The following is a 24,457-nucleotide window of genomic DNA, read 5'->3' on the forward strand; positions in this document are numbered from 1 at the left end:
GCCGTCAGAGCATGCCGGCCGCGCGGAACCACGCATAGGTCGCCTCGAGCGTCTCTTTCGTGGGGCGCGGCGAATACCCGAGCTCGGAGCGGGCCTTCGCGTGGCTCGCATATCGATGAATGCGGAGCGCGTGCAAGGAGACGCTGTTGAAGAGCGGGTCGGTGCGGAGGACCTTCGCAATGCCCGCCGCCAATGGCGCGACGGCACGCGCGAGCCACATGGGCGTCGTGAGGCGCGGCGGGCGGCGGCCCGTGACCTCACCCGCGAGCGCCGCGAGCTGGCCGACGCTGAGCCAATGGCCGGAGAGGAGGTAGTTCTCCCCACGACGGCCGCGGGCGTCGGCCGCGAGCGCCGCTGCCACGATGTCACGGACGTCGACCCAGGAGAAGCCACCCTCCACGACCCCAGGCATGCGGCCCTTGGCGAGCGAAAGCAGGACGCGGCCCATCCGCGAGGGCATGTAATCGTGCGGGCCGAGGACGGCCGCAGGATGAAGGACGACAGCGTCGAGGCCCTTCTCGACGGCGGAGAGGACGACGCGATGTCCCGCCGCCTTGGAGCGGTCGTACGGAGGCTGGCGCGGGTCGGTGATGAGGGGGCGCGTCTCGTCGAGGACCTCGCTCGCAGGTTCGGTGGAGAAGGCGTGAATCGAGCTGAAATGCACGAGCCTGCGGACACCGTGGCGCATGCAGGCGTCCGTGATGTTGCGGACGCCCTCGACGTTGATGGTGTCGACCTCGGGGTCGACGGGCTCGAGCGAGATCTTGGCGGCGCAGTGATAGACGAGCTCGGCGCCGCGGACGAGGCGATCGACGGTGTCCCGATCACGGACGTCGCCGGTGACGCGCTCGCATTCGACGCCGTCGAGCGCGCGCGGCGCATGACGATAAAGCACACGCACGCGATCGCCGCGCTCGACGAGCGCACGCGTGAGGTTCGCGCCCACGTGGCCCGTGGCGCCGGTGACGACGACTTCCATGGATGACTCCTCCGCGCCCGGGACTATACCGGGCGCGGAGGGCACACAATCCCCGATTTGGAGGATCTAGAGGATCCCGGGGAACTCGGTGTTCACGTCGTCGATGAGGTCCTGGCGGCTGATGCGCAGCCAGGCGTCACGCGCGGCGTAGAGGTGGTTCTTGAAGATGTCCGGGTCCGCCGCGACCTGGGCCAGGCGGTAATGCGTCCAGCCGATCGAGTAATCGTCCTTCAGCGCCGTGAAGAGGCCGAGGGCGGTCTCGTAATGCGAGCGGGCCGCGTCGTGCTCGAACTGGGTGAGCGCGATGTCACCGAGGCTCTGGATGCAGTTCGCCTCGCCGAGCTTCTCGGAGGCCTCGCGGAGCAAGGGGAGCGCCGCGAGGTAGTAGGCCTGCGCGTCCTCGATCTCGGTGCACGCGAGCGCGACGTCGCCGAGCGTCGACAGGCACGTGCCCTCGGCGAGTTTGTCGCCGAGCTCCTTCAGGATCGGCAGCGCCTTCTGGTAATGACCCTCGGCCACGGAGTGCTCGCCGAGCGCGAACGCGATGTCGCCGAGGTTCTGCAGGCACTGCGCCATCGAGAGGCGATCACCGAGCTCCTCGAGGAGAGGGCCGACCTCCTGGTAGAGCACGCGCGCCTCGTCGTACTGCGTGCGCTGGAAGGCGATGTCCGCGATGCCCTTCATGCAGATCGCGCTCGCCGCCTTGTCGCCGAGCTCGTTGAAGATCGGCAGCGCCTCCTTGTAACGCTCGCGCGCCTCGTCGAGATCGTCACGCATGGCCGCGATCTCGGCGAGGTTGCGCACGCAGTTGGCCTCGCCGAGCTTGTCGCCGATGTGCCGGTAGAACGGCGCAGCGTCGCTGTAGCGCAGCTTCGCCTCGTCGTACTCGTCGCGCTCGGCCGCGATGTCGCCGAGGCGCATGAGGCACGCGGCGATGCTGAGGCCCGCGCGCGCCTGGTGGAAGATCGGGAGCGCGTCGAGGTAACGCGCGCGCGCCTCGTCGACCTCACCACGCGCGAGCGCGATGTCGCCGAGGGCCTGCGTGCAGTCGGCCTCGCCGAGTTTGTCCCCACCCTCGCGCGCCGCGTCCCGCGCGCGCTCGACGACACGCGGCGTGCAGTGGCCCGAGGAGCCGATGAAGGTGGCGAGCGCGACGGCAGCGTCGATGCAAGCGATGCGATGCGGGCCGTCGAAGCCACGCAGGATCATCACCTCGATGTTGTCGCTGTCCAGGGCGAGGCGCGCCGCGCTGTCGTCGCCCGTCGGCCAGCCGATGTTCGGGCCGTTCGAGAGCGCGAGCGCGGTGTAGCGCTGCGTCGCCTTCGCGCTGTCCTCGAAGCCAGGGCGCTGCGAGGCGACGAGCTCGCGCACGGCGCGACGGATACGATAACGACCCGAAGCATCCTGCGCGAGGCCGAGGGCCGCGAGCGCGACGCCCGCGTCGGACGTGCCGGAGGCGGCGAAGTTCGCGAGGTCGTCCGCGCGAACGCCGTTCGGCAACGACGCGAAGAGCGGCACGAGGCGGCGCGCTTCCTCCGAGAGGCGGCCGCTCGCGAGCGCGAGCGCGACGGCGATCTCGATCGCGCTCGCCTCCTCGGGGCCGTCCTCGCGCATGAGGAGCTCGTTCTGCTTCTGGTGCCAGGTGCGCACGGCGAGGTCGAGCGGGCCGTCCCCCGCGACGCGCGCGAGCAAGGCGAGCGCGAGGGGATTGCCGGACGCCAGGGGGAGCGCGAAGGCGAGGCCCGGATCGGAGCGGCGCGCCTCGCCGGCGACGGCGCAGAAGGCGTCACGCGCAGCGGCCTCGTCGAGGGGCTTGACGTCGGCGACGTGGAAGCCCTCGGGCCGCGCGGCGTCCGTGCGCGCCGTGGCGATGACGGCGACGCCCGGGATGGCCGTGAGCTTCTGGAGAAGGTCACGCACGTTGGCGGGGTCCTTCGCGAGGGGCACGTCGAGATCGTCGAGGACGACCAGGGCCGGCGCGCGGCGGAGCGCGTCCCCGATGCGGTCCTGGAGCGGCGCCTCGGGCACGACGCCGAGCGCGCGGCTGACCTCGACGACGGCCGCGTCGGTGTCGGCGGCGGTGTCGAGGTGGGCGACGTACCTGCGACCGCCGAAGCGATCGACGGAGGCCTTCGCGTGGAGGAGCGCGAGCGCGAGCGTCGTCTTGCCGAGGCCCGCGCCGCCGACGAGCAGCACGGGCTCGGGTGCGTCGCGACGGACGCGCGCGCCGAGATCGGCGAGGAGCGCGTGCCGACCCACGCAGGGTCCTGCGTCGGGCACCGGCGCTCCAGCGACCCGTTTGTCCTCGGCGAGCAGGTGCTCGTTCCGAGCGACAGCGTCCGGGCGCGCGCCGGAGATCTTGTCGAGCAGAACCTTCGCGTCGGCGTTCTCCACGAGGAGCGCGATCTTCGCAGCGCGATCCGCCCCGCGCGCGACGCGCCGGGCGACGGTGCCGAAGTGCTGTGCGACGAACGCGTCGACGTCTGCGTCTTGGGGCAGGACTTCCGCGAGCAGCCGGTTCAGACCGGCCTTGGTAAGGACCATACCCGGCAGTTTCACCCCGAGACGCACGTGGGGACAAGATCGGTTGCGTTCTGGTCGGGCTTCAGCGCTCGTTTGGGAGGCCGGCGCGCCGAGGAAGCACGCATCACGTTGCGCAACGCGCGGGTCTCACCGTTCTGCCCGCTCGGCTCCCTTCCGTCGGCCCGTGGTCCCGAGCACAACGAGTGCGCATGAAGGAGCCAGCCTCGTTGTGGAGGGGTCGTGCGGACGTGTCGGATCGGCCTGGTCGATCGTCATTTCCGTGCACGAGTCGCGCACTTCCACTCGACAAGGAGCGCGCGGATGTCACACTCTCACTCGTCGCGCGCGTGCCGGTCCGCCCCCCCCAACCGGTGCGCTGCGCGACTTTTTTTTGCCCTCACGGCAAGCCCCGCAGACGGTTCCTCCCGACTTCCCACCGAGGCCGGGCCCTGGTAACGCGGGCGCCATGACGGAAACCGACCTCGTCCTCGTGGAGCGGACCGGATCGATCGCGACGATCACGATCAACCGGCCCACCAAGATGAACGCGCTGAACGCGCACCTCGTGGCGGAGCTCGCGCGCTCGTTCGAGGCGCTCGCGAGCTCCGGCGAAGGAGAGGACGTGGTGCGGGCGGCGATCCTCACGGGCGCGGGCAAGGCGTTCGTGGCGGGCGCGGACATCGGGGAGATGGCGGAGATGACGCCGATCGCGGCCAAGCGGTTCGCGGACGCGGGGCAGCGGCTCTGTCATCGGATCGAGGCGCTGCCGTTCCCGGTGATCGCCGCGGTGAACGGCTTCGCGCTCGGCGGCGGCTGCGAGCTCGCGCTCGCGTGTGACTTCATCTACGCGGCCGAGGGCGCGAAGCTCGGGCTGCCGGAGGTGACGCTCGGGGTGATGCCCGGCTTCGGCGGGACGCAGCGGCTCCTCAGGCGCGTGGGCGCGGCGCGGGCGCGGGAGCTCGTGTACACGGGCGACATGGTGGGCGCGGAGCAAGCGCTCGTGATGGGCCTCGTGAACGCGGTGTTCCCGGCGGCGGAGCTCGTGCTTCGCGCGCGTGACGCGGCGCTGAAGATCGCCTCGCGCGGGCCCCTCGCGGTGGCCGCGGCGAAGCGGGTGATGCTGCACGGAGAGGGGATCGACCTCGCCTCGGCATGCGAGCTCGAGGCGCAGGCGTTCGCGGGTCTGTTCGGGTCCGAGGATCAACGCGAGGGGATGAAGGCGTTCCTCGGCAAGGCGAAGCCGACGTTCCTGGGGCGTTAACGCGCCAGGCTGCTCGTCGTCTTCTGGCCTTTCTCGTCGTACACGTAGAAGCCGCGTCCGCTCTTCTTGCCGAGCCAGCCGGCCGCGACGAGGTTCCGGAGCAGCGCGGCGGGGCGGTACTTGTCTTCGCCGAGGTCCTTGTGGAGCACCTCGGCGATGGCGAGGACCGTGTCGAGGCCGATGAGGTCGGCGAGCTCGAGCGGGCCCATCGGGTGGTTCAGGCCGAGCTTGGCGCCGGTGTCGATGTCCTCGGGGCTGCCCACGCCCTCCTGCAAGGTGAAGCAGGCCTCGTTGAGGAAGGGGATCAACATGCGGTTGACCAGGAAGCCGGGTCGATCCTCGCTCGTGATCACCGTCTTGCCGAGACGAACCGCGAGCTCGTGGACGAGGGCGTAGGTCTCGGGCGAGGTCTGCACGCCTCGCACGATCTCCACGAGCTTCATGAGCGGCACGGGGTTCATGAAGTGCATGCCGATGACCCGCTCGGGACGCGAGGTGGCCGCGGCGAGGCGCGTGATCGAGATGGACGAGGTGTTCGAGGCGAGGATCGCGCCGGGCGCGAGGGCCGCGTCGGCCTTGCGGAAGAGGTCGATCTTGAGGTCGACGTTCTCGGTCGCGGCCTCGACGGCGAGCTCCGCGGAGGAGAAGCCATCCATGCTGCCGGCAGGGACGATGCGATCGAGCAATGCCCGATGCTCGTCGGCCGACATCTTCCCCTTTTCTACCTGCTTTCCGAGGATCTTGCCGATCAGCGACTTGCCCTTGTCCGCGATCTCCAGGGAGGCGTCGCAGAGGACGACCTCGATCCCGGCCGCGGCTGCGACCTGCGCGATGCCGCGGCCCATCTGGCCGGCGCCGACGACACCAATCCGTTTCACCGAGGAAGCGTTCATGGGGCCGCTTGATAACCCAACGCGCCGCCGCGTGGAACGGGCGAGGGCTCGTGGCGAGCGGACGAGCGCTTTCCCGCGGGTTTGCCGCGCGACAGGCGGACGGCCGGGCGGGATTGGAAACGGCGCCTTGAAACGCCAGGTGAATGCAGCGTAGAGTCGGCTCGCGTCAAATAAATCCGAGGATCCTTCTCTCGACGACGCATGGCGGGAGGAGGATGAGCTGTCTGGTCCAAGGAGCCCGCGCTGCACGTCGAGGTGCGGCTTTGGGTGACCGGATGATCGTGTCGTTGAGCTTCGCCGACCGGGGTAACGATGAGCGTTGAGAAAATTCGCGTGGCCCTCGGGGTCCTGCAGTCCGATCCCGAGAACGAGGCGGCCTGGAACGATCTCGCGGAGGCAGTGACGGCCCCCGACACGTCGACGAACGACGTGGAGCGTCTCCTGGGGCTCGCGCGGGCCAAGCAAGAGGAGCGGAGAGAATGGGGCGCGGTCGCCAAGCTCCTCGAGCTGGAGATCTCGTTCGCCTCGGGGACGCCCGTCGAGCCGCCGATGCAGGCGGAGCTGGCGCGCATCTACAACGAGGAGCTCCTCGACGCCGACAAGGCGCGAGCAGCCTACCAGCGGTTGATCGAGCTCCGGCCGAGCGACGAGGCCGCTGCCGAGGCGCTGGAGAGCGACGCGACGAAGCGCGAGCGGTGGAGCGAGATCGTCGACCGCTACGTGGCCGAGTCGGAGAACGCCGACGGTCCCGCCTTCAAGAGCTCGCTCCTGGCGAGCGCGGCGGACGTGGCGCTCCGGTACGGGCACGCGGAGGCGCGTGATCGGATCGACGAGCTCGTCGGCCTCGCGCTCGCGCTCGACCCGAAGAACGGCCGCGCGACGCGGCTGCTCGAGCGCGCGAGCGCGAAGGTCGCCGACTGGGACGGCGTGGCGCGGGCGCTCTCGTTCACGCTGCGCGAAGGCACGGCGAAGGAGGAGCGGATCGCGGCGGGGCTGAAGCTCGGCCGCGTCGCGGCGGAGAAGCTCGACGACAAGGCCCGCGCCCGCGACGCCTTCGCGCAGGTGCTCGACCTGCAGCCGGGTCAGCCCGAAGCGCTCGCGTTCCTCGCCGACCACTTCACCTCGAACGAGCAATGGGACGAGCTCGTCGCGCTCTACGAGGATCAGCTCAAGGGCGGCGGCGTGAAGCCGGGCGAGGAGCTCGGCGTGCTCATCCAGATCGGCATGGTGCACTGGCGGATGCGCAACCAGCCGCAGGCGGCGGAGGCGTACTTCGACCGCGTGCGTCGCGCCGATCCCACGCACGCGGGCATGCTGTCGTTCTTCCGCGAGCACCTGCTCGCCAAGGGCGACAAGGCGCGGCTCTACGCGATCCTCACGGATGCCCAGCGCGCGCTGCCCGACGGAGCCGACAAACGCGCCATCGCCTCGGAGCTCGCCAAGCTCGCCGAGTCGACCGAGAACGCGCACAAGGCGATCGATCAGTACAAGAACATCCTGCGCACCGACCCGGACAACCGCGACGCGCGCGACGCCCTGAAGCGGCTCTACATGCAGACGGAGGGCTACAACGCCCTCGTGGAGCTCTACCGGCAGGAGCTCGAGCGCACGCCGCAGACGGACGTCGAGGCGCGCATCCAGGTGCTGCGCGACATCGCCTCGGTCTACCGCGACCGCGCGAAGAACGACGCCGCGCTCGTGACGGTGCTGACGCAGATCGTCCAGCTCGACGAGCGGGACATCGACGCGGTGCGTGAGCTGACGCGCGTCTACGAGACGCTCGGTCGGTGGCGCGACCTGCTCTCGTACCAGCAGAAGCTCGCCGAGCTCTCCCCGAGCGACGTGGAGAAGGCGGACCTCTACCGCGCGGTGGCGCGTCGCTGGGTCGATCAGTTCTCGAACGTCCAGAACGCGGTCGGGGCCTACGAGTCGCTGCTCGCGGTGGCGCCGGGCGACGAGGAGGCCGAGTCGCGGCTGAAGGAGCTCTACCTGAAGCGGCGCTCGTGGGCGCAGCTCTACGCGCTCTACGAGGCGCAGCTCCCGAGGACGGAGGACGCGGCGCGCGTCGAGCTGCTCGGCGAGATGGCGAAGCTCGCGGCCGAGCGCCTCGATCGCGGCGCGGACGCGATCGCGCACTACAAGCAGATCCTGGAGCTCGACGCCTCGGCGCCGGGCGTGCTCGACGCGCTGGAGAAGCAGGCCGAGCGCGACAAGGATTTCGCGACGGTGGCCGAGGTGCTCGAGCGGCGCGTGGACGCGGCGACGGACGACGCCGGCAGGCTGAACGCGCTGCAGAAGCTCGGCGCGGTGTACGCGGAGCGGCTGAAGGATCCGGTGGCGGCGGCGCGCACGTGGCGGCGCGTGCTCGTGCTCTCGCCGGGGCACGCGCGCGCGCTCCGCGTGTTGCGCGAGTCGTACGTGGCGTCGGGCGACTGGGACGGGCTCGAGGAGCTCTACGCGTCGCAGAACGACTGGGAGGGGCTCGTCGAGTTCCTCTCGGGCGCCGCGGACAAGGCGAGTGATCCGAACGTCAAGCTCGACATCTCCTTCCGCGCGGCGCGGATCTACGAGGATCAGCTCGGCGCGCCGGAGCGGGCCGTGCGTTCGTACGAGCGCGTGCTCAGCGTCTCGCCGACGGACGCGCGCGCGGCGGCGGCGCTCGTGCCGATCTACGAGAAGGAAGAGAAGTGGGCGCGGCTGCCCGCGCTCTACGAGATCCTGCTCGGCGCCACGCAAGACGTGGAGGAGCAGGTCTCGATGCTGCGCAAGCTCGCCGCGGTGACGGGCGGGCCACTCGCGGACAAGAACAAGGCGCTCGGGTACGCGCGGCGCGCCTACGAGCTCGACGCGAGCGAGGACGGGCTGTCGCTCCTCGAAGCGTGGTCGCGCGCGGCGAGCTCGTGGGGTCCGTTCGTCGAGGCCGTCGAGGCGCGGCTCAAGCGCGACGAGGAGATCGACGGCGCGACGCGGCGGGCGCTGAAGCTGCGGCTCGCGGAGGTGTACGCGCGCGAGCTCGGCAAGGTGGACGAGGCGGCGGCGACGTACCGCGAGCTCGTCGAGGCGGATCCGACCGACGACGAGACGATCCGCGAGCTCGACGCGCTCCTCCGCGCGAACGAGAAGAAGGACGACCTGCGCTGGCTCTTCCAGCTCCGCGCCGATCAGGTCGAAGGCGAGGAGCGCGCCGAGATCCTCGAGGAGTGGGCGACGCTCGAAGAGGAGGTCTTCGGCGACAACGCGCAGGCGATCCTGCTCCTGCGCAAGGTCGTGGAGGTGACGCCTTCGCGCGGCGAGGCGCTGCGCGCGCTCTCGCGCCTGCTCATCGCGGCGGGCGAGGCGGCGGCGGGCGCCGAGGTCGTGGCGCGTCACCGCGACGTGTCCGAGGGTGATCAGCGCGGGCAATGCGAGGTCGAGCTCGCCACGCTCTACCTGGAGAAGCTCGAGCGGCCGCAGGACGCGTTCGACGCGGCGGTGCGGGCGCTGGAGATCCTCCCGCACGAGTCGGACGCCGTGAGCATCCTCGCGCGCCTGCTCGACAAGCCGGAGACGCGCGCGCAGGCGGCGCAGGTCCTGTCGATCGAGTACGCCGAGACGGGCGACGCGCGCCGCGAGGCGCACGCGATCAAGGTGCTGCTGGAGACGGAGACGGACACGGCGACGCGGCTCGCGCTCTTCCTCAAGCTCGCGGACGTCAACGAGGAGAAGCTCCGCGCGGTGGGCACGGCGCTCGACGTCGTGCTCGGCGCGCTGAACGAGTTCTCGAGCGAGCTCACGGTCTGGGACCGCGCCTCCGAGCTCTCCGCGCGGGCCGGCCGGCCGACGGATCTCGCCGAGGCGTACCGCACGCACCTCGTGGCGGCGCGGAACGTGGAGGGCAGCAAGAAGCTGCCCGACGACGTGGAGATCGAGCTCTGCGAGCGCGCGGCGATGCTCCACGACGAGCAGCTCGGCGATCCCGAGGGCGCGATGCCCTACCTCGATCGCGTGCTCGCGGTGGACCCGACGAACGAGCGCGCGTTCTCGCGCCTGAAGCAGATCCTGACCAACGCGGAGCGCTGGAGCGAGCTCGAAGCGCTCTACGACAAGGCCGCGCAAGGCACGCCGGATCAATCGACGCGGATCGAGCTGCTCAACGACGTCGCCGTGATCGCCGAGGAGATCATGGGCGACGCGGCGAAGGCGATTCGCTACTACGAGCGCATCCTCACGCTCGACGCGCTCTACGAGCCGGCGCTCGACGCGCTGCAGAAGCTCTACGAGCGCGAAGGTCGGTGGAAGGACCTCGCGGCGCTGCTCGAGAGAAGGCTCGAGACCGCGACCGACGAGGAGGCGGCCGACATCAAGCTGAGCCTCGGGCGGATCTACCTCGATCGCCTGCACGAGCCGGCGCTCTCGCTCGAACACCTCGAGCACGTGCTGGAGCAGAGGCAGGGTGACGCGGAGGCGCGCCAGCTCGTCGAGCGCCTGCTCGAGGTGGGCAGCCTGCGCCTGCGCGCCGCGCGCGTGCTGGAGGTCGTGTACGAGGCGCGCGACGAGGTGCGTCAGCTCGTGCGGGTGCTGGAGATCCGGCGCGAGGGCGCGGCGGAGGAGCACGAGCGTCGGGAGCTCTTGCGCCGCGTGAGCACGCTGCGCGACGAGCGGCTGCGCGACGACCCGGGCGCGTTCGCCACCCTGAGCGAGCTCGTCCCGCTCGAGCCCGACGACGCGATCGTCCGCGAGCGCTTCGTGGACATCGGACGAAGGCTCGCCGAGCACGAGAAGATGGCCGCTGTCCTCACGGCGGCCGCGGACGCGTGCAGCACGCCGCCGACCCAGGGCGAGATCCTGATGGTCGTCGCGGAGATCTACGCGGACATGCTGGCCGACCAGGATCGGGCCGAGAAGGTCTACCAGCGCGTGCTCTCGATCGACGCGAGTGATCCGAACCTGGTGATCCCCGCGGCCCAGGCGCTCGCGGGCATCTACACGAGCAAGGGCAAGCACGAGGCGCTCGCCGAGGTGCTCGGCATCGAGGTGCGCCTCGAAGAGGACCTCGAGAAGCGCAGGAACCTCTACCGGCGCATCGGCGAGGTGTACGAGTCGGTGCTCGAGGCGCCCGACAAGGCGATCGGCGCCTGGCGCGCGCGGCTCTCGGACGATCCGGAGGACCTCGAAGCGCTCTCCGCGCTCGAGCGCCTCTACGAGCGCACGGGCGAGTGGCGCGAGCTCGTCTCCATCCTGGAGGCGCGGCAGACGCTCTCGAACGACGAGCACGAGCGCAAGCGGACGATGGTGCGCGCGGCCGAGACGCTCGCGAGCAAGCTCGACGACGTGTCCGGCGCGATCAGCGGCTGGCGCAACGTCTCCGACGAGTTCGGCCCCGAGCCGGCCACGCTCTCGGCGCTCGAAGCGCTCTACGAGAAGGCCGAGCGGTGGTCGGATCTCGCTGACACCCTCGACGTGCACCTCTCGCTCGCGAGCGAGCTCGAAGAGCGGCTCGACCTGTTCGCGCGGCTCGGCGACGTGCGGCGCCTGCACCAGAGTGATCTGCCGGGCGCGCTCGACGCGTATCGGCAGGCGCTCGTCCTCGATCCGGCGAACGCGCGCTGCAGGAGCGCGCTCGAGGCGCTGCTCGAGGATCCCGAGGCGCGGCGTGATGCCGCCGAGACGCTGCACCCGCTCTACGAGGCCGACGGCGACAGCGACAAGCTGCTCCGCGTCCTCGAGATCGAGGTGGAGACGGCGGACAGCACGGGCGAGCGGCTCTCGAACCTCGAGAGCGCGCTGCGCACGGCGGAGGGTCCGCTCGGCGACACGGGCCGGGCCTTCGGTTATGCGGTGCGCGGCGTGCGTGAGTCCGCGGGTGAACCCGAGGTCGCGCAGTGGATCGAGACCGTCGAGCGCCTCGCGACGGCGACGGGCCGGTGGGCGGAGCTCTCGGAGCTCTACCGCTCGGTCGTGGACGGGATCCTCGACGGCGACGTGCAGCAGGACGTGCGGCTGCGCGTCGGCGAGCTCGCCCGGACCAAGCTCGACGACAAGGCGCTCGCGGTCGAGTGGTACAAGAACGCGCTCGACGCGAGGAGCGACGATCGCCGCGCGATGGTGGCCCTCGAAGAGCTCTACGGCGAGGCGAACGACGCGCCGAACCTCCTCGAGATCCTCAGGCAGCGCGTGGACAACGCCGAGGACGACGTCGAGAAGAAGCGCCTCCTCTTCCGCCAGGCGGAGCTGCAGCGCGACGCGCTCCAGGATCCGACCGGCGCGATCGAGACGTACGAGGCGCTGCTCGACGTCGAGCTCAACCCGAAGGCGATCGACGCGCTCGAGAAGCTCTACAAGGACTCGAAGCGCTGGGAGGACCTCATCAAGCTCTACGAGCGTCAGCTCGACGGAGCGGTGGGGGCGCCGGCCGAGCTCCGCGTGAAGATCGCGAAGGTCGCGCACGAGCGGCTGGAGGACGTGTCCCGCGCGTTCGACGAGCTCGCCGAGGCGCTCGTGATCGACTCGGCGCACGTGGGCGCGGTGGGCGAGCTCGAGGCGTTGCTCGAGGCGTCGGAGAACCCGGAGCACCGGGCGCGCGCGGGCGAGATGCTGGAGCCGGTCTACCTCCGCCGCGCCGACTGGGCGCGCGTGAAGATGGCCCTCGACGCGCGGCTCGCGGCGAGCGAGGACCCGTCGGAGCGGCGCGAGCTGCTCACGCGCCTGGCGACGCTGCACGAGGAGCAGCTCGAGGACTACAAGGCCGCCCTCGAGACGGTGGCGAAGCTCCTGCACGAGGACCTCGGCGACGAGAGCGTGTGGCACGAGCTCGAGCGCCTCGCGAAGGTGGCGAGCGTGGAGCGGCGGCTCGCCGAGATCTACTCGGCCGAGCTCTCCGAGATCACGGTCGACGACGGCCAGAGCGCCAAGCTCTGCCGTCGCACGGGCGAGATCTACGCGGACCTCGGCGACGTCCCGAGCGCGCTCAAGTGGTACCGGCGCGCCCACGAGTTCGAGCCGGAGTCGCGCGAGCTCTTCTCGGCGATCGACGGCCTGCTCGTGAAGGAGCGGAGGCACGAGGAGCGCGTCGAGCTCTATCGCGCGTCGCTCGACTACCGCTACGACAAGGAGCGCCTCGACGCGCTGCACACGATCGCGCGCCTCGAGCGGATCGAGCTCAAGCAGCCCGAGAAGTCGATCGAGACCTACCGCGCGGCCCTCGACGTCGACGAGTCCGACGCGCGCACGCTCGACGCGCTGACCGAGCTCTACGCGGAGCTCGGGCGCGATCAGGACCTCGCCGACCTCTACCTCCGGCGCGCCGAGTCCGCGGCGAACGGCGAGGAGGGCGCTCCCTACCGCCTGGCGCTGGCGCGGCTGCTCCGCGACAAGATCAAGGACACCTCGGCGGCGATCGATCAGCTCGAGGCGATCGTCTCCGACGTGCCCTGGCACCAGGAGGCCATCAAGGAGCTCGAGGCCCTCACGCGCGACGACGAGCACAAGGCGCGCGTCGTGGAGATCCTCCGTCCGCTCTACGAGCGCAGCGACGACTGGCGCTTGCTCGTGAAGCTGAACGAGGATCGCTACCACCTGGCGACCGAGGTGCACGAGAAGGTCGCCGTGCTGCGCGAGACCGCGCAGCTCTGGGAGACACGCGGCAACGACAGGAGCCTCGCCTTCCGCTCGATGCGCGCGGCCTTCGCCCTCGACCCCGAGGACGGGGAGACGCGGGCCGAGCTCGAGCGCCTCGCCACCATGCTGGGCGCCTGGGAGCGGCTCTGCGAGAGCTACGAGCAGGGCATCGAGAAGACGACGGACGACGTGGTCAAGCGCGAGCTCTTGCTCGCCGTGGCCAAGGTCTACGACGGGAAGGTCGACGATCCGCGGCGCGCCCTCGGCGCCTACCGCCGGCTCAGCGAGCTCGATCCGAGCGAGCGTGATCCGCTCGAGGCGATCGACATGCTGTCGATGCTGCTCAGCGATTGGCAGACGTTGATCCAGGTCCTCGAGAAGAAGAGCGAGCTCGCCTCCGACGACGAGAACGCGGCCATCTGGCGGCGCATCGCCGAGACGAAGCTGCAGATGCTCGACGACGAGGAGGGCGCCATCAAGGCGTACGAGCGCGCCCTCGAGCTCGATCCGGAGAGCACGGTCACGGTCGACGCGCTCATCCCGCTGTACGAGCCGCGCGACGCGGCCCAGCGGCTCGTCGAGCTCTACGCGCGTCGCGTCGAGCTCGCGGGCTCGGGCGAGGCCGACCTCCGGTACGACCTCAACGTCCGCGCGGCCGAGCGTTACGAGAAGTCCCTCGACGACCGTCGAGAGGCGATCAACGCGCTCAACCAGGCGCTCGACGCGCGTCCGTCGGACGCCCCGGTCCTCGCCTCGCTCGAGCGGCTCTACCGCGCCGAGAAGATGTGGGACGAGCTGCTCGACAACCTGAAGCTGCAAGCCAGCCTCGCGGAAGGCCGTGATGCGCGCGTGAAGCTCAGGACGGCGATCGGCGACCTCTACGCGACCGAGCTCGCGAGCCCGCAGGACGCGCTCGAGCACTACCGCCTGGTGCTCGACGACGACGCGACGAACGATCACGCGATCAAGGCGATCCGCGCGATCGGCGAGGGTCGCGAGGAGCTCCGCCTCGACGCGGCCGACGCGCTCGAGCCCGTGCTCCGCGCGGCCTCGCGCTGGGAGGAGCTCGTCGGCGTCCTCGAGATGCGCCTCAAGGCGCAGACCGAGGGCATCGACCGCGCCCGCACGCTCCGCTCGATCGCGATCGTCGAGGACGAGAAGCTCGGAAAGCCGCTGGCCGCCGAGGGCGCGCTTCTCCGCGCGCTCGAGGACACGCCGGACGATCCCGAGCTCCACGCCGAGATCGAGCGGCTCACCGAGCGCTCCGAGGGCTTCGGCCGGTACTGCGACGCCCTCTCGCAGCGCGCGGCGGCGACGTTCGACGCGGTCATCGCGAAGGACCTCTGGCTGCGCGTCGGCCGCATCGCCGAGGACAAACTCAAGGACGATCGGCGCAGCGTCGAGGCGTACGCGAAGGCGGTCGAGCAGGCCGGCGACGAGCCCGCGCTGCTCGAAGCCCTCGACCGGCTCTACTCGCGGCTCGGGGACAACAAGGCGCTCGCCGACGTCCTCGAGCGTCGCGTCGCCGCGATCTCCGACGAGCGCGAGCAGGCGAATTTCTACCACCGGCTCGCCACGATCCAGATCGACGCGTTCGGCGAGAAGTCACAGGGCCTCGCGACGCTCAAGCAGGCCCTCGAGCGGGCGCCCGATCACGCGCCTTCGCGCGCGGCGCTGGAGAAGCTCACCGACGAGCGGTCGCTCTTCGAGGAGGCCGCCGAGGCCCTCGAGAGCGTCTACAAGTCGCAGGGTGATCACGCGGCGCTCGCGAAGCTCTTCGAGAAGCGCATCGCGTTCGTCGAGACGCCCGCCGAGCGCGTGCGTCTCCGGCTCGACCTCGCCAAGGTCCTCGAGGATCGCGGCGGCGATCCGAAGGCGGCGCAGGCCGCGCTCGAAGCCGCGCTCGCCGACGATCCGGCCGACGTCGACGTGCTCGCCGAGCTCGAGCGCCTCGCCCCGATCACGGGCGGGTGGGCGAGCGCCGCGGACGCGCTGGAGAAGGCCGTGTCCGAGAAGAGCGACCTCTCGACGGACGCGGCGCGCGACCTGTGGATGCGCCTCGCCGAGTGGCGCAAGGACAAGCTCGCCGACAACGCCGCTGCCGAACGCGCGCTCGAACAGGCGCTGAAGCACGACCCGACGAGCGAGACGATCCTGCGCAACATCGAGGGCCTGCAGCGCGCCGCTGGCCGCGAGCGTGACCTCGTGGGCACGCTCCGCCGCCTCGCCGCGCTCGACGGCCTCGGCCACCTCGCCTCCGACCTGCGCCGCGAGGCGAAGGGCCTGGCCGAGGGCGTGCTCGCGGACGCCGAGCTCACCGAGGCGATCCTCCGCGAGATGATCAAGGCCGACGACAGCGACCTCTGGGCGCTCGCCGAGCTCACGAAGGTCCGCGAGAAGGCGGAGGATCACAAGGAGGTCTTCGAGCTGATCGTGCGTCGCATCGAGCTGCGCGCGGACGCCAACCTGATCCGCGACCTGCGTCATCAGGCCGCCGACGTCGCGCGGAACAAGCTCGGTGACGACAAGAGCGCGATCGAGCTCTACAGCCAGGCGTTCGAGGACGAGCCGAGCGACGCGAAGGCCTCCGACGCGCTGCGCGAGCTCTACACGAAGGCCGGCAAGCACAAGGAGCTGCTCGACGTCCTCTCGCGCCTCGTCGACCTCGCGGAGTCGCCGGCGACCCGCGCCACGCTCCGCCTGGAGAGCGCGAAGATCTGCATCGAGAAGCTCGACTCCACGAGCGAGGCGATGGAGCACCTGCGCGCGATCCTCGACGAGGAGCGCACGCACGAGCAGGCCACGCTCCTCCTCTCGCAGCTCCTCGAGAAGACGGGCCGCGACGACGAGCTGGCCGAGCTCCTCAACACGCAGATCGACCTCGCCAAGGAGCGCGGCGATCTCTCCGCGGAGCTCGTCTACAGCGTGCGCCTCGGCGAGGTCTTCGAGAACCGGCTGAACAACGTCCCGAAGGCGATCGAGACGTACAAGGCCGTGCTCGAGCGCGACGCGAGCCACAAGGGCGCGCTGCTCTCGCTCGCGCGCCTCTACGAGAAGAAGGGCGACAAGGCCGAGGCGGCCAAGGCGCTCGAGACGGTCCTCACCTCCGCCAGCGGCGAAGAGGCCGTCAAGACGTCGCTCCGCCTCGCGGATCTGTACACGGCGCTCAAGGACGAGGCGGCGGTCCGTCGTGTCCTCGAAGCCGGCCTGAAGGCCGACGAGCGCGCCGCGGACATCCGCAAGAAGCTGCACGCGCTCTACGAGAAGCAGCAGGCGTGGGCCGAGCTCGCCGACCTCGTGAAGGGCGACGCCGAGGCCGCGACCGAGCCCGGTCAGAAGGTGCAGCTCTACCGCAAGGCCGCGGAGATCCACCTCGGCAAGCGGAGCGATCCGGGCGCCGCGGCGGACCTGCTCGTCAAGGCCTCGGAGCTCGCGCCGAGCGATCGCGAGCTGCTCCTCGCGCTCTGCGACGCCTACAGCGCCTCGGGCCGCGGCAAGCAGGCCGCGGAGGTGCTGCAGAAGATCGTCGAGTCCTACGGGGGTCGCCGCTCGAAGGAGCTCGCGACGATCCATCACCGGCTCGCCAAGGCGTACCTCGCCGACGGCGACAAGGAGAAGGCGCTCGCGGACCTCGACATCGCCTTCAAGATCGACCCGGGCTCGGTCGTGATCCTCCGTGACCTCGGCGTGCTCTCGCTCGAGCTCGGCGAGTCCATGGAGGAGAAGGCGGCGCGCGACGCGCACTTCGAGCGCGCGCAGAAGACCTTCCGCGCGCTGCTCCTGCAGAAGCTCGACGAGAACTCGCCGATCACGAAGGCCGCGGCCTTCTACTACATCGGCCGGATCCTCCACGCGCAGGGCGACGACAAGAAGGCGATCCAGCAGCTCGACCGCTCGGTCGACGCCGACAAGAACTTCGCCCCCGCGAAGGAGCTGCTCGCCAAGCTGAAGAAGTGATCACGAAGGAGACGCGACGACGGGCCCTCGGCCACGCTGTGGGGCTCGTCGCCCGCGCCCTCCTCCGCACCGTCCGCTTCTCCCTCCTCACTCACCCCGATCTCGACGCCACGCAGCGCCTCCCCTGGGTGCTCGCCTTCTGGCACGGCCAGCAGCTCGCCCTGCATCGCTGGCCCAAGCGCCGCCGCACCGCCGTGCTCGTCAGCCTCTCCGACGACGGCGAGATCCAGACCGGCGCGCTCGGATCCCTCGGCCTCGTCGTCGAGCGTGGCTCCTCCTCCCGCGGCGGCGCCATGGGCCTCAAGGGCATCGTCCGCCGCATGCGGCACGGTCATGACGCCGCCTTCGCCGTGGACGGCCCTCGTGGCCCGCGTGGCGTCGTGCGGGGCGACGGCGACCGCGTCGGCGCCCTCCTCGCGGCTCGCCTCGCGGGTGGCCTCGTCGTGCCCCTCGCTTCGGCTTGCTCCTCCGCGTGGGTCCTCGCGCGCACCTGGGACCGGTTCGAGATCCCCCGCCCCTTCTCGCGTGTCGTGGTCGTCCTGGGCGCTCCGCTCGACCCGCGTGGCCTCGACGGCGACACCCTCGCGCGTGCGATCGACGCCGCTCGCGACGCCGCTCTGCGCGCGCTCGGCGCCGATCCGTGACAAGCTCTTCGGCGACCACCATGAGCCGAATCGCCTGCATCAATGGGAGGCTCCTCGCGCCCGAGGACGCCAAGGTTTCGGTCTACGACCGCGGCTTCCTCTACGGTGACAGCGTCTTCGAGACCATCCGCACCTACGGCGGCAGGCCCTTCGCCCTCGACGAGCACGTGCGCCGGCTCGAACGATCGGCCGCGCAGGTCGCGATCCCCATGCCGCTCGATCCGCCTGCGTTTGCCATCGAGATCGAGCGAGCCCTCGCGGCCGCTGGCAACCTCGAGAGTTACGTGCGCGCCACGCTCACGCGCGGCTCGGGCCCGCTCGGCCTCGATCCGCGCCACGCGGCGCATCCGCTGCGCGTGATCCTCGTCGAGCCGCTCAAGCTCCTGCCGGTGTCGATGTACCGCGACGGCGTCTCCGTCATCACGCAGCGCACCGAGCGTGCTTGTGATGCTGCGCATGGCGCCAAGGTCGGCAACTACCTCGCCAGCGTGCTCGCGATCCGCAAGGCGTGTGAGGTCGGCGCGCACGAGGCGCTCATCATCAACACCGCGGGGCAGATCGTCGAAGGCACGACCTCGAACGTGTTCGTCGTGAAGGATCGAGCGCTGATCACGCCGCCCGAGGAGGCTGGGATCCTCGCGGGCATCACGCGCGCGCACATCCTCGCGATCGCGGGCGAGGCGGGGCTCTCCGTCGAGTTACGCCCGCTCCAGCCCGACGACGTGCGCTCGGCGGACGAGGTCTTCCTCTCCTCGAGCTTGCGCGAAATCCTCCCCGTCGTCGCGGTCGACGGCGCGCCGATCGGCGACGGCAAACCGGGCCCGCACACGCGTGCGCTGCACCTCGTGTTCCGGCGACACGTGGGCATGGGCGACGCCAAAGCGCCCTGGGAAGGCTGACGAAATTCCCCCTCTCCACGGATGTGGAGAGGGGGGTCAGGGAGGTGAGGTCTGGCCGCTCAGGTCGACGCTTCCTGCGTCTCCTCCGCAGGAGCAGCCTGCGGCGCGCCCTGCGGCCCCATCGGCGCCACGGGGATCCGCAGCGACCCGCCGCCTTGATGCGCGAGCACGCTGATCCCCTTCTGGAAGAAGGCCAGCAGGAACGGGATCTCCCGCGGCGGCGACGTGATGAGCCCCGCCTCCTTCACCGCGCGCGCCACGGCGAGCACGTCCGTCGCGCGGTCGCTCCCCTTGCGCGAGCGCACCGAGATCGCCGCGTCGCGCATCCGCGTCGCCACGATCGTGCGCGCCTCGGGCGAGAAGAAGCGGTCCGTCGCGGCCTCGATCTCCTCCTTCAGCGCCGCGTTCACGGCCTGCGGATCACGCACGCCCTCCGGCCCGAGCCGCTGACCGAGCTTCTGCAGCAGGTCCTCCAGGCTCCCGCGATCGGGCAGCCAGGAACGGAACTCCGGCTCCTCGTGCAGCGTCGCCGACCCCGGCGCGCGTGCCCAGGCGAACTCGCTCGTGATCTCGGCCTCGAGGTCTGCCACCGGGTGCGCCGGCTCGGCCTCGGGGGCGGGCTCGACGAGCTCGCGGCAGCCTTCGAACCCGAGCGGCAGGATCTGCCCCGACGTCGCGTTTTGCTTTCGCGCCGCGGCGATCCGGTGACGCGCCCACTCCACCGGCACGGGCGCCGGCGACACGCCGAGCCCTTCGAGCGCGCGGCTCCGGCCTTCCTTGAGCTGCGAGCCGCTCATCCACGCGCTGCCCGCGTTCAGGATGCCGATCGGCTCCCGCACGATCACCTCGGCCAGGTGGTAACGACCGCTCGCGTCGCGGCTCGTGATCGAGAGGGCCGACGTCCCGCTCCCGTCGGGCGGCAGGAACGTCGCTTCGAGCGCCACCTCGGCTCGCGTGTCCACGCGTGCCACCCGCGGCCGCGTCGGGATCGCCGTCCCGCGCGACTTCAGGATGTTGATCGCGCGACGCGCCGCCTTGCGTGCGGCGCCCGGCGCGTCGTCCGCGTCGGCCACCGCGGCGATCGCCTCCACGTTCGAGGCCGCGAGCCACGCGTCCACGAGCGCGGGGCTCTGCTCGCCTGCCTTGCGCGTGGCCTCTGCGGCCGTCTCCCAGCCTGCCGACAGCTCCGCCGCCTCGAACGCCGGGGCCGCCGCGGCGGCCGGGGCCTCTGCGGCGCCTTCGGCCTTCGCGGGCTGCGTCGGGGCCTTCCCCTTTGCCTGCGCGGCCTTCGCCTTCAGGGCGAGCGCCTCCTTCGCCGTCAGCGCCGGCTTCGGCGCTGCGGCCTTCACGCCGCCGCTCGCCTTCGGGGGCGGCGCGATGATCGTCACGATGTTCGGCTTCGGCGCGGCCGGCTTCGCGGCGGGCGCGGGCGCGGCGGGCTTCGCGGGCGGCGCGGCCGGCTTCGCGGCGGCGGCGGGCGCGGCGGCGCTCGGCGCTTGTTGCGGGCGATCACGCCGCGGGCCTGCGCCCTCCGGCCTCGGGCCGCGGTCCGGCCTCGGGCCGCGGTCCGGCCTCGGGCCTCGGCCTTCCGGACGCGGACCACGCTCCGGGCGTGGACCTCGCGGCGGCCTCTCGCCGCCTTCGGCGCGGGCCTCGCCGGGCGGGCCTGCCGGGCGCGGCGGGCGCGGGCCCATCCCCATTGGCGAGCGTGCGGCGTTGGGGCCCGGGCGCGGGCGCATCCCTTCTTCCTGACGCGGCACGAAATCGCCGCCTGCGTCCCTGCGAGGGCCTCGGGCGGGCGGACGACCGCTGCTCGGCCTCGTGCCGGCGGGCGGGCGTGGCCCGCGCATGTCGATGCGGCGCACGCCTTCGGGCCTTGCGCCTGGGCCGCTCGTGGCGGCGGGCGGCTTCGGCGCGGCGGGCGCGGCGGCGGAGCCCTCGGGCTTCGCCTCCCCGGCCTCTTGCGTGGGCTGGGCCTCCGCAGTCGGGCTGTCGGTGCCGGGCTCGCCCTCGCGCCGCGTGCTCGCCGAGCGGACGATCCTGCGCGTCTTCTTCTCGGGGTTGTCGCTATCGTCCTTGGTGGTCATTTCGAGGCTCCCCTGGGGAATTGGGAATTGCCGTTAAAGGTGGGCAATCGCATCGATTTCGACGGCGGCGCCCTTCGGCAACGCCGACACTTGGATGGTCACGCGTGCGGGCGGCTCTGCCCCCACGACGTCACCGTAGATCCGGTTCACGACCGCAAAATCGCCGAGATCGACGAGCCAGATCGTCGTTCGTACGACGTCGGCCCACGACGCGCCGGCGGCGCGCAGCACTTCTTCGAGGTTCGCGAGCGCTTGCTTCGTTTGCGCCTCGATCCCGCCCGCGACGAGCTCACCCGTCTTCGGATCGATGGGGATCTGGCCGCTGCAGAAGACCATGTTCCCGGCGCGGGTCGCCTGCGAATACGGGCCGATCGCGGCCGGGGCGCGATCCGTGGAAATGATCGTTTTCGGCATCTTCCGTTCCTCCGTTCAGCCGAAGCTCTTCCGGCCCTCGATGGCGCGGCCGAGCGTGACTTGATCGGCGAACTCGAGGTCGCCGCCGTGGGGCACGCCGCTCGCGATACGCGTCACGCGGGCGCCGAGCGCGGCCATCTCGCGCGCCACGAGCAGCGCCGTCGCCTCGCCGTCCACCGACGGCGGCGTCGCCACCAGCACCTCGTTCACGGGCGCCGCCGGGTCCTCGACGATGCGCCGCAGCCGCTCGAGCGGCAGGTCCTCGGCGGAGATCCCGTCGAGCGGCGAGAGCAATCGTCCGAGCACGAAGTATTTCCCCCGCATCACCCCGCTCCGCTCGATCGCCAGCAGGTCCTGCACCCGCGCGACCACGCAGAGCAGCGCCTTGTCGCGGCGCTCGTCACGGCAGATCGCGCAACGCGCGACCTCGCCTGGTTGTGCTCCTTCGGCGAGCTCGGCGATGTTCCCGCAGCGCTCGCAGGGCCTCACGTGGTCGCGGAGCGCGGCGAGCTCGGCGCCGAGATCCCGCGCGACCTCCTCGTCCGCCGTGGCCACGAACAGGGCGAAGCGTTGCGCGGTCTTCTCGCCGACGCCTGGCAGACGCGCGAACAGGTGCGCGACGCGCGTGAGGCGTTCGGGCAGAGACGAGGAGCGCGTGACGTAGGAGTTGGGGCTCCGCGTGGCCACTTACGTGTGCATTCCCGGGATCTTCACGCCTCCCGTGACCTTCGCGATCTCGGCGTCGACGTGCTTGTCGGCCTGCTCGAGCGCTGCGTTCGCCGCGACGGCGACCGCGTCGAGGGCCATCTCCAGGCCTTCGGCGGCGAGGAAGTCCGGATCGATCGAGATCTTTCGGACCTTGCCTTCGCAGGTCACGGTGACCGAGACCTTCTCCGAGGCGGCGGACGCCGAGATCTCGTGATCTTTGATCTTGGCCTTGGCCTCGTCGATCTTGCGCTGCATCCGGGCCGCCTGACGGACCAGCTCGTTCATTCCGCCGCGAAATTGCATGGGGACCGCGTGTATGCCGTGAACTTGGCGGGGCTGCAAGGCCGGACGCGAGGGCCCGCGCGCGTACATCCGCCCGCTCGCCGCCCGCCGCGCATGCCCGCCTGGAGATACACGACGCCGCGGTGGCTTTCTGCTACGTCGAGGCGGCGATGAGTTACGTCGTCCTCGCGCGCAAGTACCGACCGCAGTCGTTCGAGGATCTCGTCGGTCAGGGGCACGTCTCCACCACGCTGGAGAACGCGATCGCCAAGAACCGCGTCGCGCACGCCTTCCTGTTCACGGGCGTCCGCGGCGTCGGCAAGACAACGAGCGCGCGTATCCTGGCGAAATCGCTCAACTGTGTGAAGGGTCCGACGTCCAAGCCCTGCCAGACGTGCCCGGCTTGCCTCGAGATCACCGTCGGCAGCGACGTCGACGTCCAGGAGATCGACGGCGCCAGCTACACCGGCGTCGACGACGTCCGCAAGCTCCAGGAGAGCCTGCCGTACCGGCCCTCGCGCGACCGGTTCAAGATCTTCATCGTGGACGAGGTCCACATGCTCTCGAACAACGCGTGGAACGCGTTCCTCAAGACGCTCGAGGAGCCGCCGCCCCACGTGAAGTTCATCTTCGCGACGACCGAGGTCCACAAGATCCCGGTCACCATCCTCAGCCGCTGCCAGCGCTACGACTTCAAGCTCATCAGCGCCCTCGCCATCACCGCGCGCCTGCGCTTCGTGCTCGAGCAGGAGGGCGTCGGCTTCGAGGACGCCGCGCTCTCCATCATTGCCCGCGAGGCCGCGGGCAGCATGCGCGACGCGATGAGCCTGCTCGATCAGGTCCTCGCCTGGGTCGGCGTCGACGGCGAGAAGCTCACGGCCGAGGGCGTCGCGCGTGTGCTCGGCGTCGCGGATCGTTCGGTCCTGCACGGACTCGCCGCCGCGCTCGTCGACGGCGACGCCGAGGCGTGCCTGCGCACGGTCGGCGACCTCGCCTCGCAGGGCTACGATCTGCCCCACGTCGCGCGAGATTTCCTCGCCCACCTGCGCGACCTCGTGGTCGCCAAGGTCTCGAACGATCCGAGCGGCCTGCTCGACCTCGCCGACCGCGAGCTCGCCGACGTGAAGGCCCTCGCGGCGCGGGCGGACGCCGACGACCTCACGCGCCTGCATCAGGGGTTCTCGCGCTCGTTCGACGACATCACCCGCGGCGGCCAGCCACGCGCCACGCTGGAGATGACGCTCGTGCGCCTCGCGCGTAGGCCCCCGCTCCTGCCCGTCGACGAGCTCATGCGGCGCATCGCGGACATGGAGCGGCGCCTGCTCGGCGGCGGCGGGGGCGGCGCGGCTCCGGGCGCCGCGGGGCACGGCAGGCCCATGCAAGGCGGAGGCACGCCGCCGGGCCAGCGCCGAGGCGCCTCGTCGGCCGACCCCTCGACCGTTCCACCAGCCGGGAACGTAGCCGCCGTCCCACGTTCGACCGCTCCGGCCCCCGCGAACGGCCCCGTCGACGGACCACCTCCCTTCTCCGCGCGGCAGAACGGCTCCGTCAACGGCCGACCTGCCTTCTCCGCACCGCAGAACGGGGCCGTCAACGGCAGACCTGCCTTCTCCGCGCCGCAGAACGGGGCCGTCGACGGACCACCTCCCTTCTCCGCGCCGCAGAACGGCTCCGTCAACGGCCGACCTGCCTTCTCCCCGCCGCAAAACGACTCCGTCAACGGCCGACCTGCCTTCTCCCCGCCGCAAAACGCCTCCGTCAACGGGCCCGCCGCTCCGAGCGCCGCCGACCTCGCCGCCCTCCGGGCCGTCATCGAGATCGTGCGCGAAAAACGCGCCCCGCTCGGCTCCGTGCTCGAGCACGCCGCGCTCCTCCGCATCGGGCCCGAGGGCCTCGTGCTCGGCTTCGAGAACGAGTTCCTCGGCCGGCAAGCGCACGATCCTGCCGCCCGCGAGGTCATCCGCGGCGCCCTCGCCGCGCACTTCGGCGGCAGCCCCGACCTCTCGTTCGAGATCCTCCGCCCCGGCAGCGGCGCCGTCACGCTCGCGCAGATCGAAGGCGCCGATCGCAAGGCTCGCCTCGACAGCGCCCGCCGCGCCATCGCCGATCACCCGCTCGTCACGGCTGCGATCGAGCTGCTCGGCGCCGAGCTGCGCGACGTACGCCTCGGACACGAGGACGCCGCCGCCGCCGAGAGGATGAGCACGCGCTAAC

At 71.2% G+C, this 24,457-nt stretch carries 12 protein-coding genes; 5 read left to right on the forward strand and 7 right to left on the reverse strand.

Annotated elements, in window-relative coordinates:
* Positions 1–4: 4 nt before the first annotated feature.
* Positions 5–979, reverse strand: coding sequence for an NAD-dependent epimerase/dehydratase family protein (locus tag GF068_RS18695; protein WP_153820770.1), 975 nt, complete (start codon positions 977–979; stop codon positions 5–7).
* Positions 980–1,045: 66 nt separating this feature from the next.
* A complete protein-coding gene (locus GF068_RS18700) occupies positions 1,046–3,523 on the reverse strand; it encodes a tetratricopeptide repeat protein (RefSeq protein WP_153820771.1) in 2,478 nt (825 codons plus the stop codon).
* Between the two features lie 445 nt (positions 3,524–3,968).
* Between GF068_RS18700 and GF068_RS18705 the strand changes: the two genes are divergently transcribed.
* Positions 3,969–4,763 carry an enoyl-CoA hydratase/isomerase family protein gene (locus GF068_RS18705; RefSeq protein WP_153820772.1) on the forward strand — a complete coding sequence of 265 codons (795 nt, stop codon included), beginning with the start codon at positions 3,969–3,971 and terminating at the stop codon, positions 4,761–4,763.
* Here GF068_RS18705 and GF068_RS18710 read toward each other — a convergent pair.
* Positions 4,760–5,656: a 3-hydroxyacyl-CoA dehydrogenase family protein gene (locus GF068_RS18710; protein WP_153820773.1), complete on the reverse strand. Its 897-nt coding sequence runs from the start codon at positions 5,654–5,656 to the stop codon at positions 4,760–4,762. The genes GF068_RS18705 and GF068_RS18710 overlap by 4 nt on opposite strands.
* A 312-nt stretch (positions 5,657–5,968) precedes the next feature.
* Between GF068_RS18710 and GF068_RS18715 the strand changes: the two genes are divergently transcribed.
* From GF068_RS18715 to GF068_RS18725, 3 genes are read left to right on the forward strand one after another with little or no spacing between them, the layout of a single operon-like run.
* Positions 5,969–17,209 (forward strand): tetratricopeptide repeat protein, encoded by an 11,241-nt coding sequence (locus tag GF068_RS18715; RefSeq protein ID WP_153820774.1) that lies wholly within the window; start codon positions 5,969–5,971, stop codon positions 17,207–17,209.
* Positions 17,206–17,853: a DUF374 domain-containing protein gene (locus GF068_RS18720; RefSeq protein WP_153820775.1), complete on the forward strand. Its 648-nt coding sequence runs from the start codon at positions 17,206–17,208 to the stop codon at positions 17,851–17,853. The genes GF068_RS18715 and GF068_RS18720 overlap by 4 nt, the downstream gene beginning before the upstream one ends.
* Positions 17,854–17,873: 20 nt before the next feature.
* A complete protein-coding gene (locus GF068_RS18725; protein WP_153820776.1) occupies positions 17,874–18,752 on the forward strand; it encodes an aminotransferase class IV in 879 nt (292 codons plus the stop codon).
* Between the two features lie 59 nt (positions 18,753–18,811).
* Here the strand turns inward: GF068_RS18725 and GF068_RS18730 are convergent, their stop codons facing one another.
* Genes GF068_RS18730 through GF068_RS18745 form a run of 4 tightly spaced genes read right to left on the reverse strand, consistent with a single transcriptional unit; the run spans position 18,812 to position 22,264 of the window.
* Positions 18,812–20,839, reverse strand: coding sequence for a hypothetical protein (locus GF068_RS18730; RefSeq protein ID WP_153820777.1), 2,028 nt, complete (start codon positions 20,837–20,839; stop codon positions 18,812–18,814).
* 33 nt (positions 20,840–20,872) lie between these two features.
* Positions 20,873–21,253, reverse strand: coding sequence for a RidA family protein (locus tag GF068_RS18735; protein WP_153820778.1), 381 nt, complete (start codon positions 21,251–21,253; stop codon positions 20,873–20,875).
* Between the two features lie 15 nt (positions 21,254–21,268).
* Positions 21,269–21,940, reverse strand: a complete 672-nt coding sequence (gene recR / locus GF068_RS18740; protein ID WP_338046453.1) for a recombination mediator RecR — start codon at positions 21,938–21,940, stop codon at positions 21,269–21,271.
* Complete coding sequence (locus GF068_RS18745; protein ID WP_153820779.1) at positions 21,941–22,264, reverse strand: YbaB/EbfC family nucleoid-associated protein; 324 nt, start codon at positions 22,262–22,264, stop codon at positions 21,941–21,943. It lies immediately after the preceding gene.
* A 149-nt stretch (positions 22,265–22,413) separates the two neighbouring features.
* On the opposite strand from GF068_RS18745, the gene dnaX reads away from it, so the two are divergent.
* Positions 22,414–24,456 (forward strand): DNA polymerase III subunit gamma/tau, encoded by a 2,043-nt coding sequence (gene dnaX, locus GF068_RS18750; protein ID WP_153820780.1) that lies wholly within the window; start codon positions 22,414–22,416, stop codon positions 24,454–24,456.
* The last annotated feature ends 1 nt before the right edge of the window (position 24,457 follow it).

It is taken from the genome of Polyangium spumosum (genome assembly GCF_009649845.1).
In the GTDB taxonomy this organism is placed as follows: Bacteria; Myxococcota_A; Polyangia; order Polyangiales; family Polyangiaceae; genus Polyangium; species Polyangium spumosum.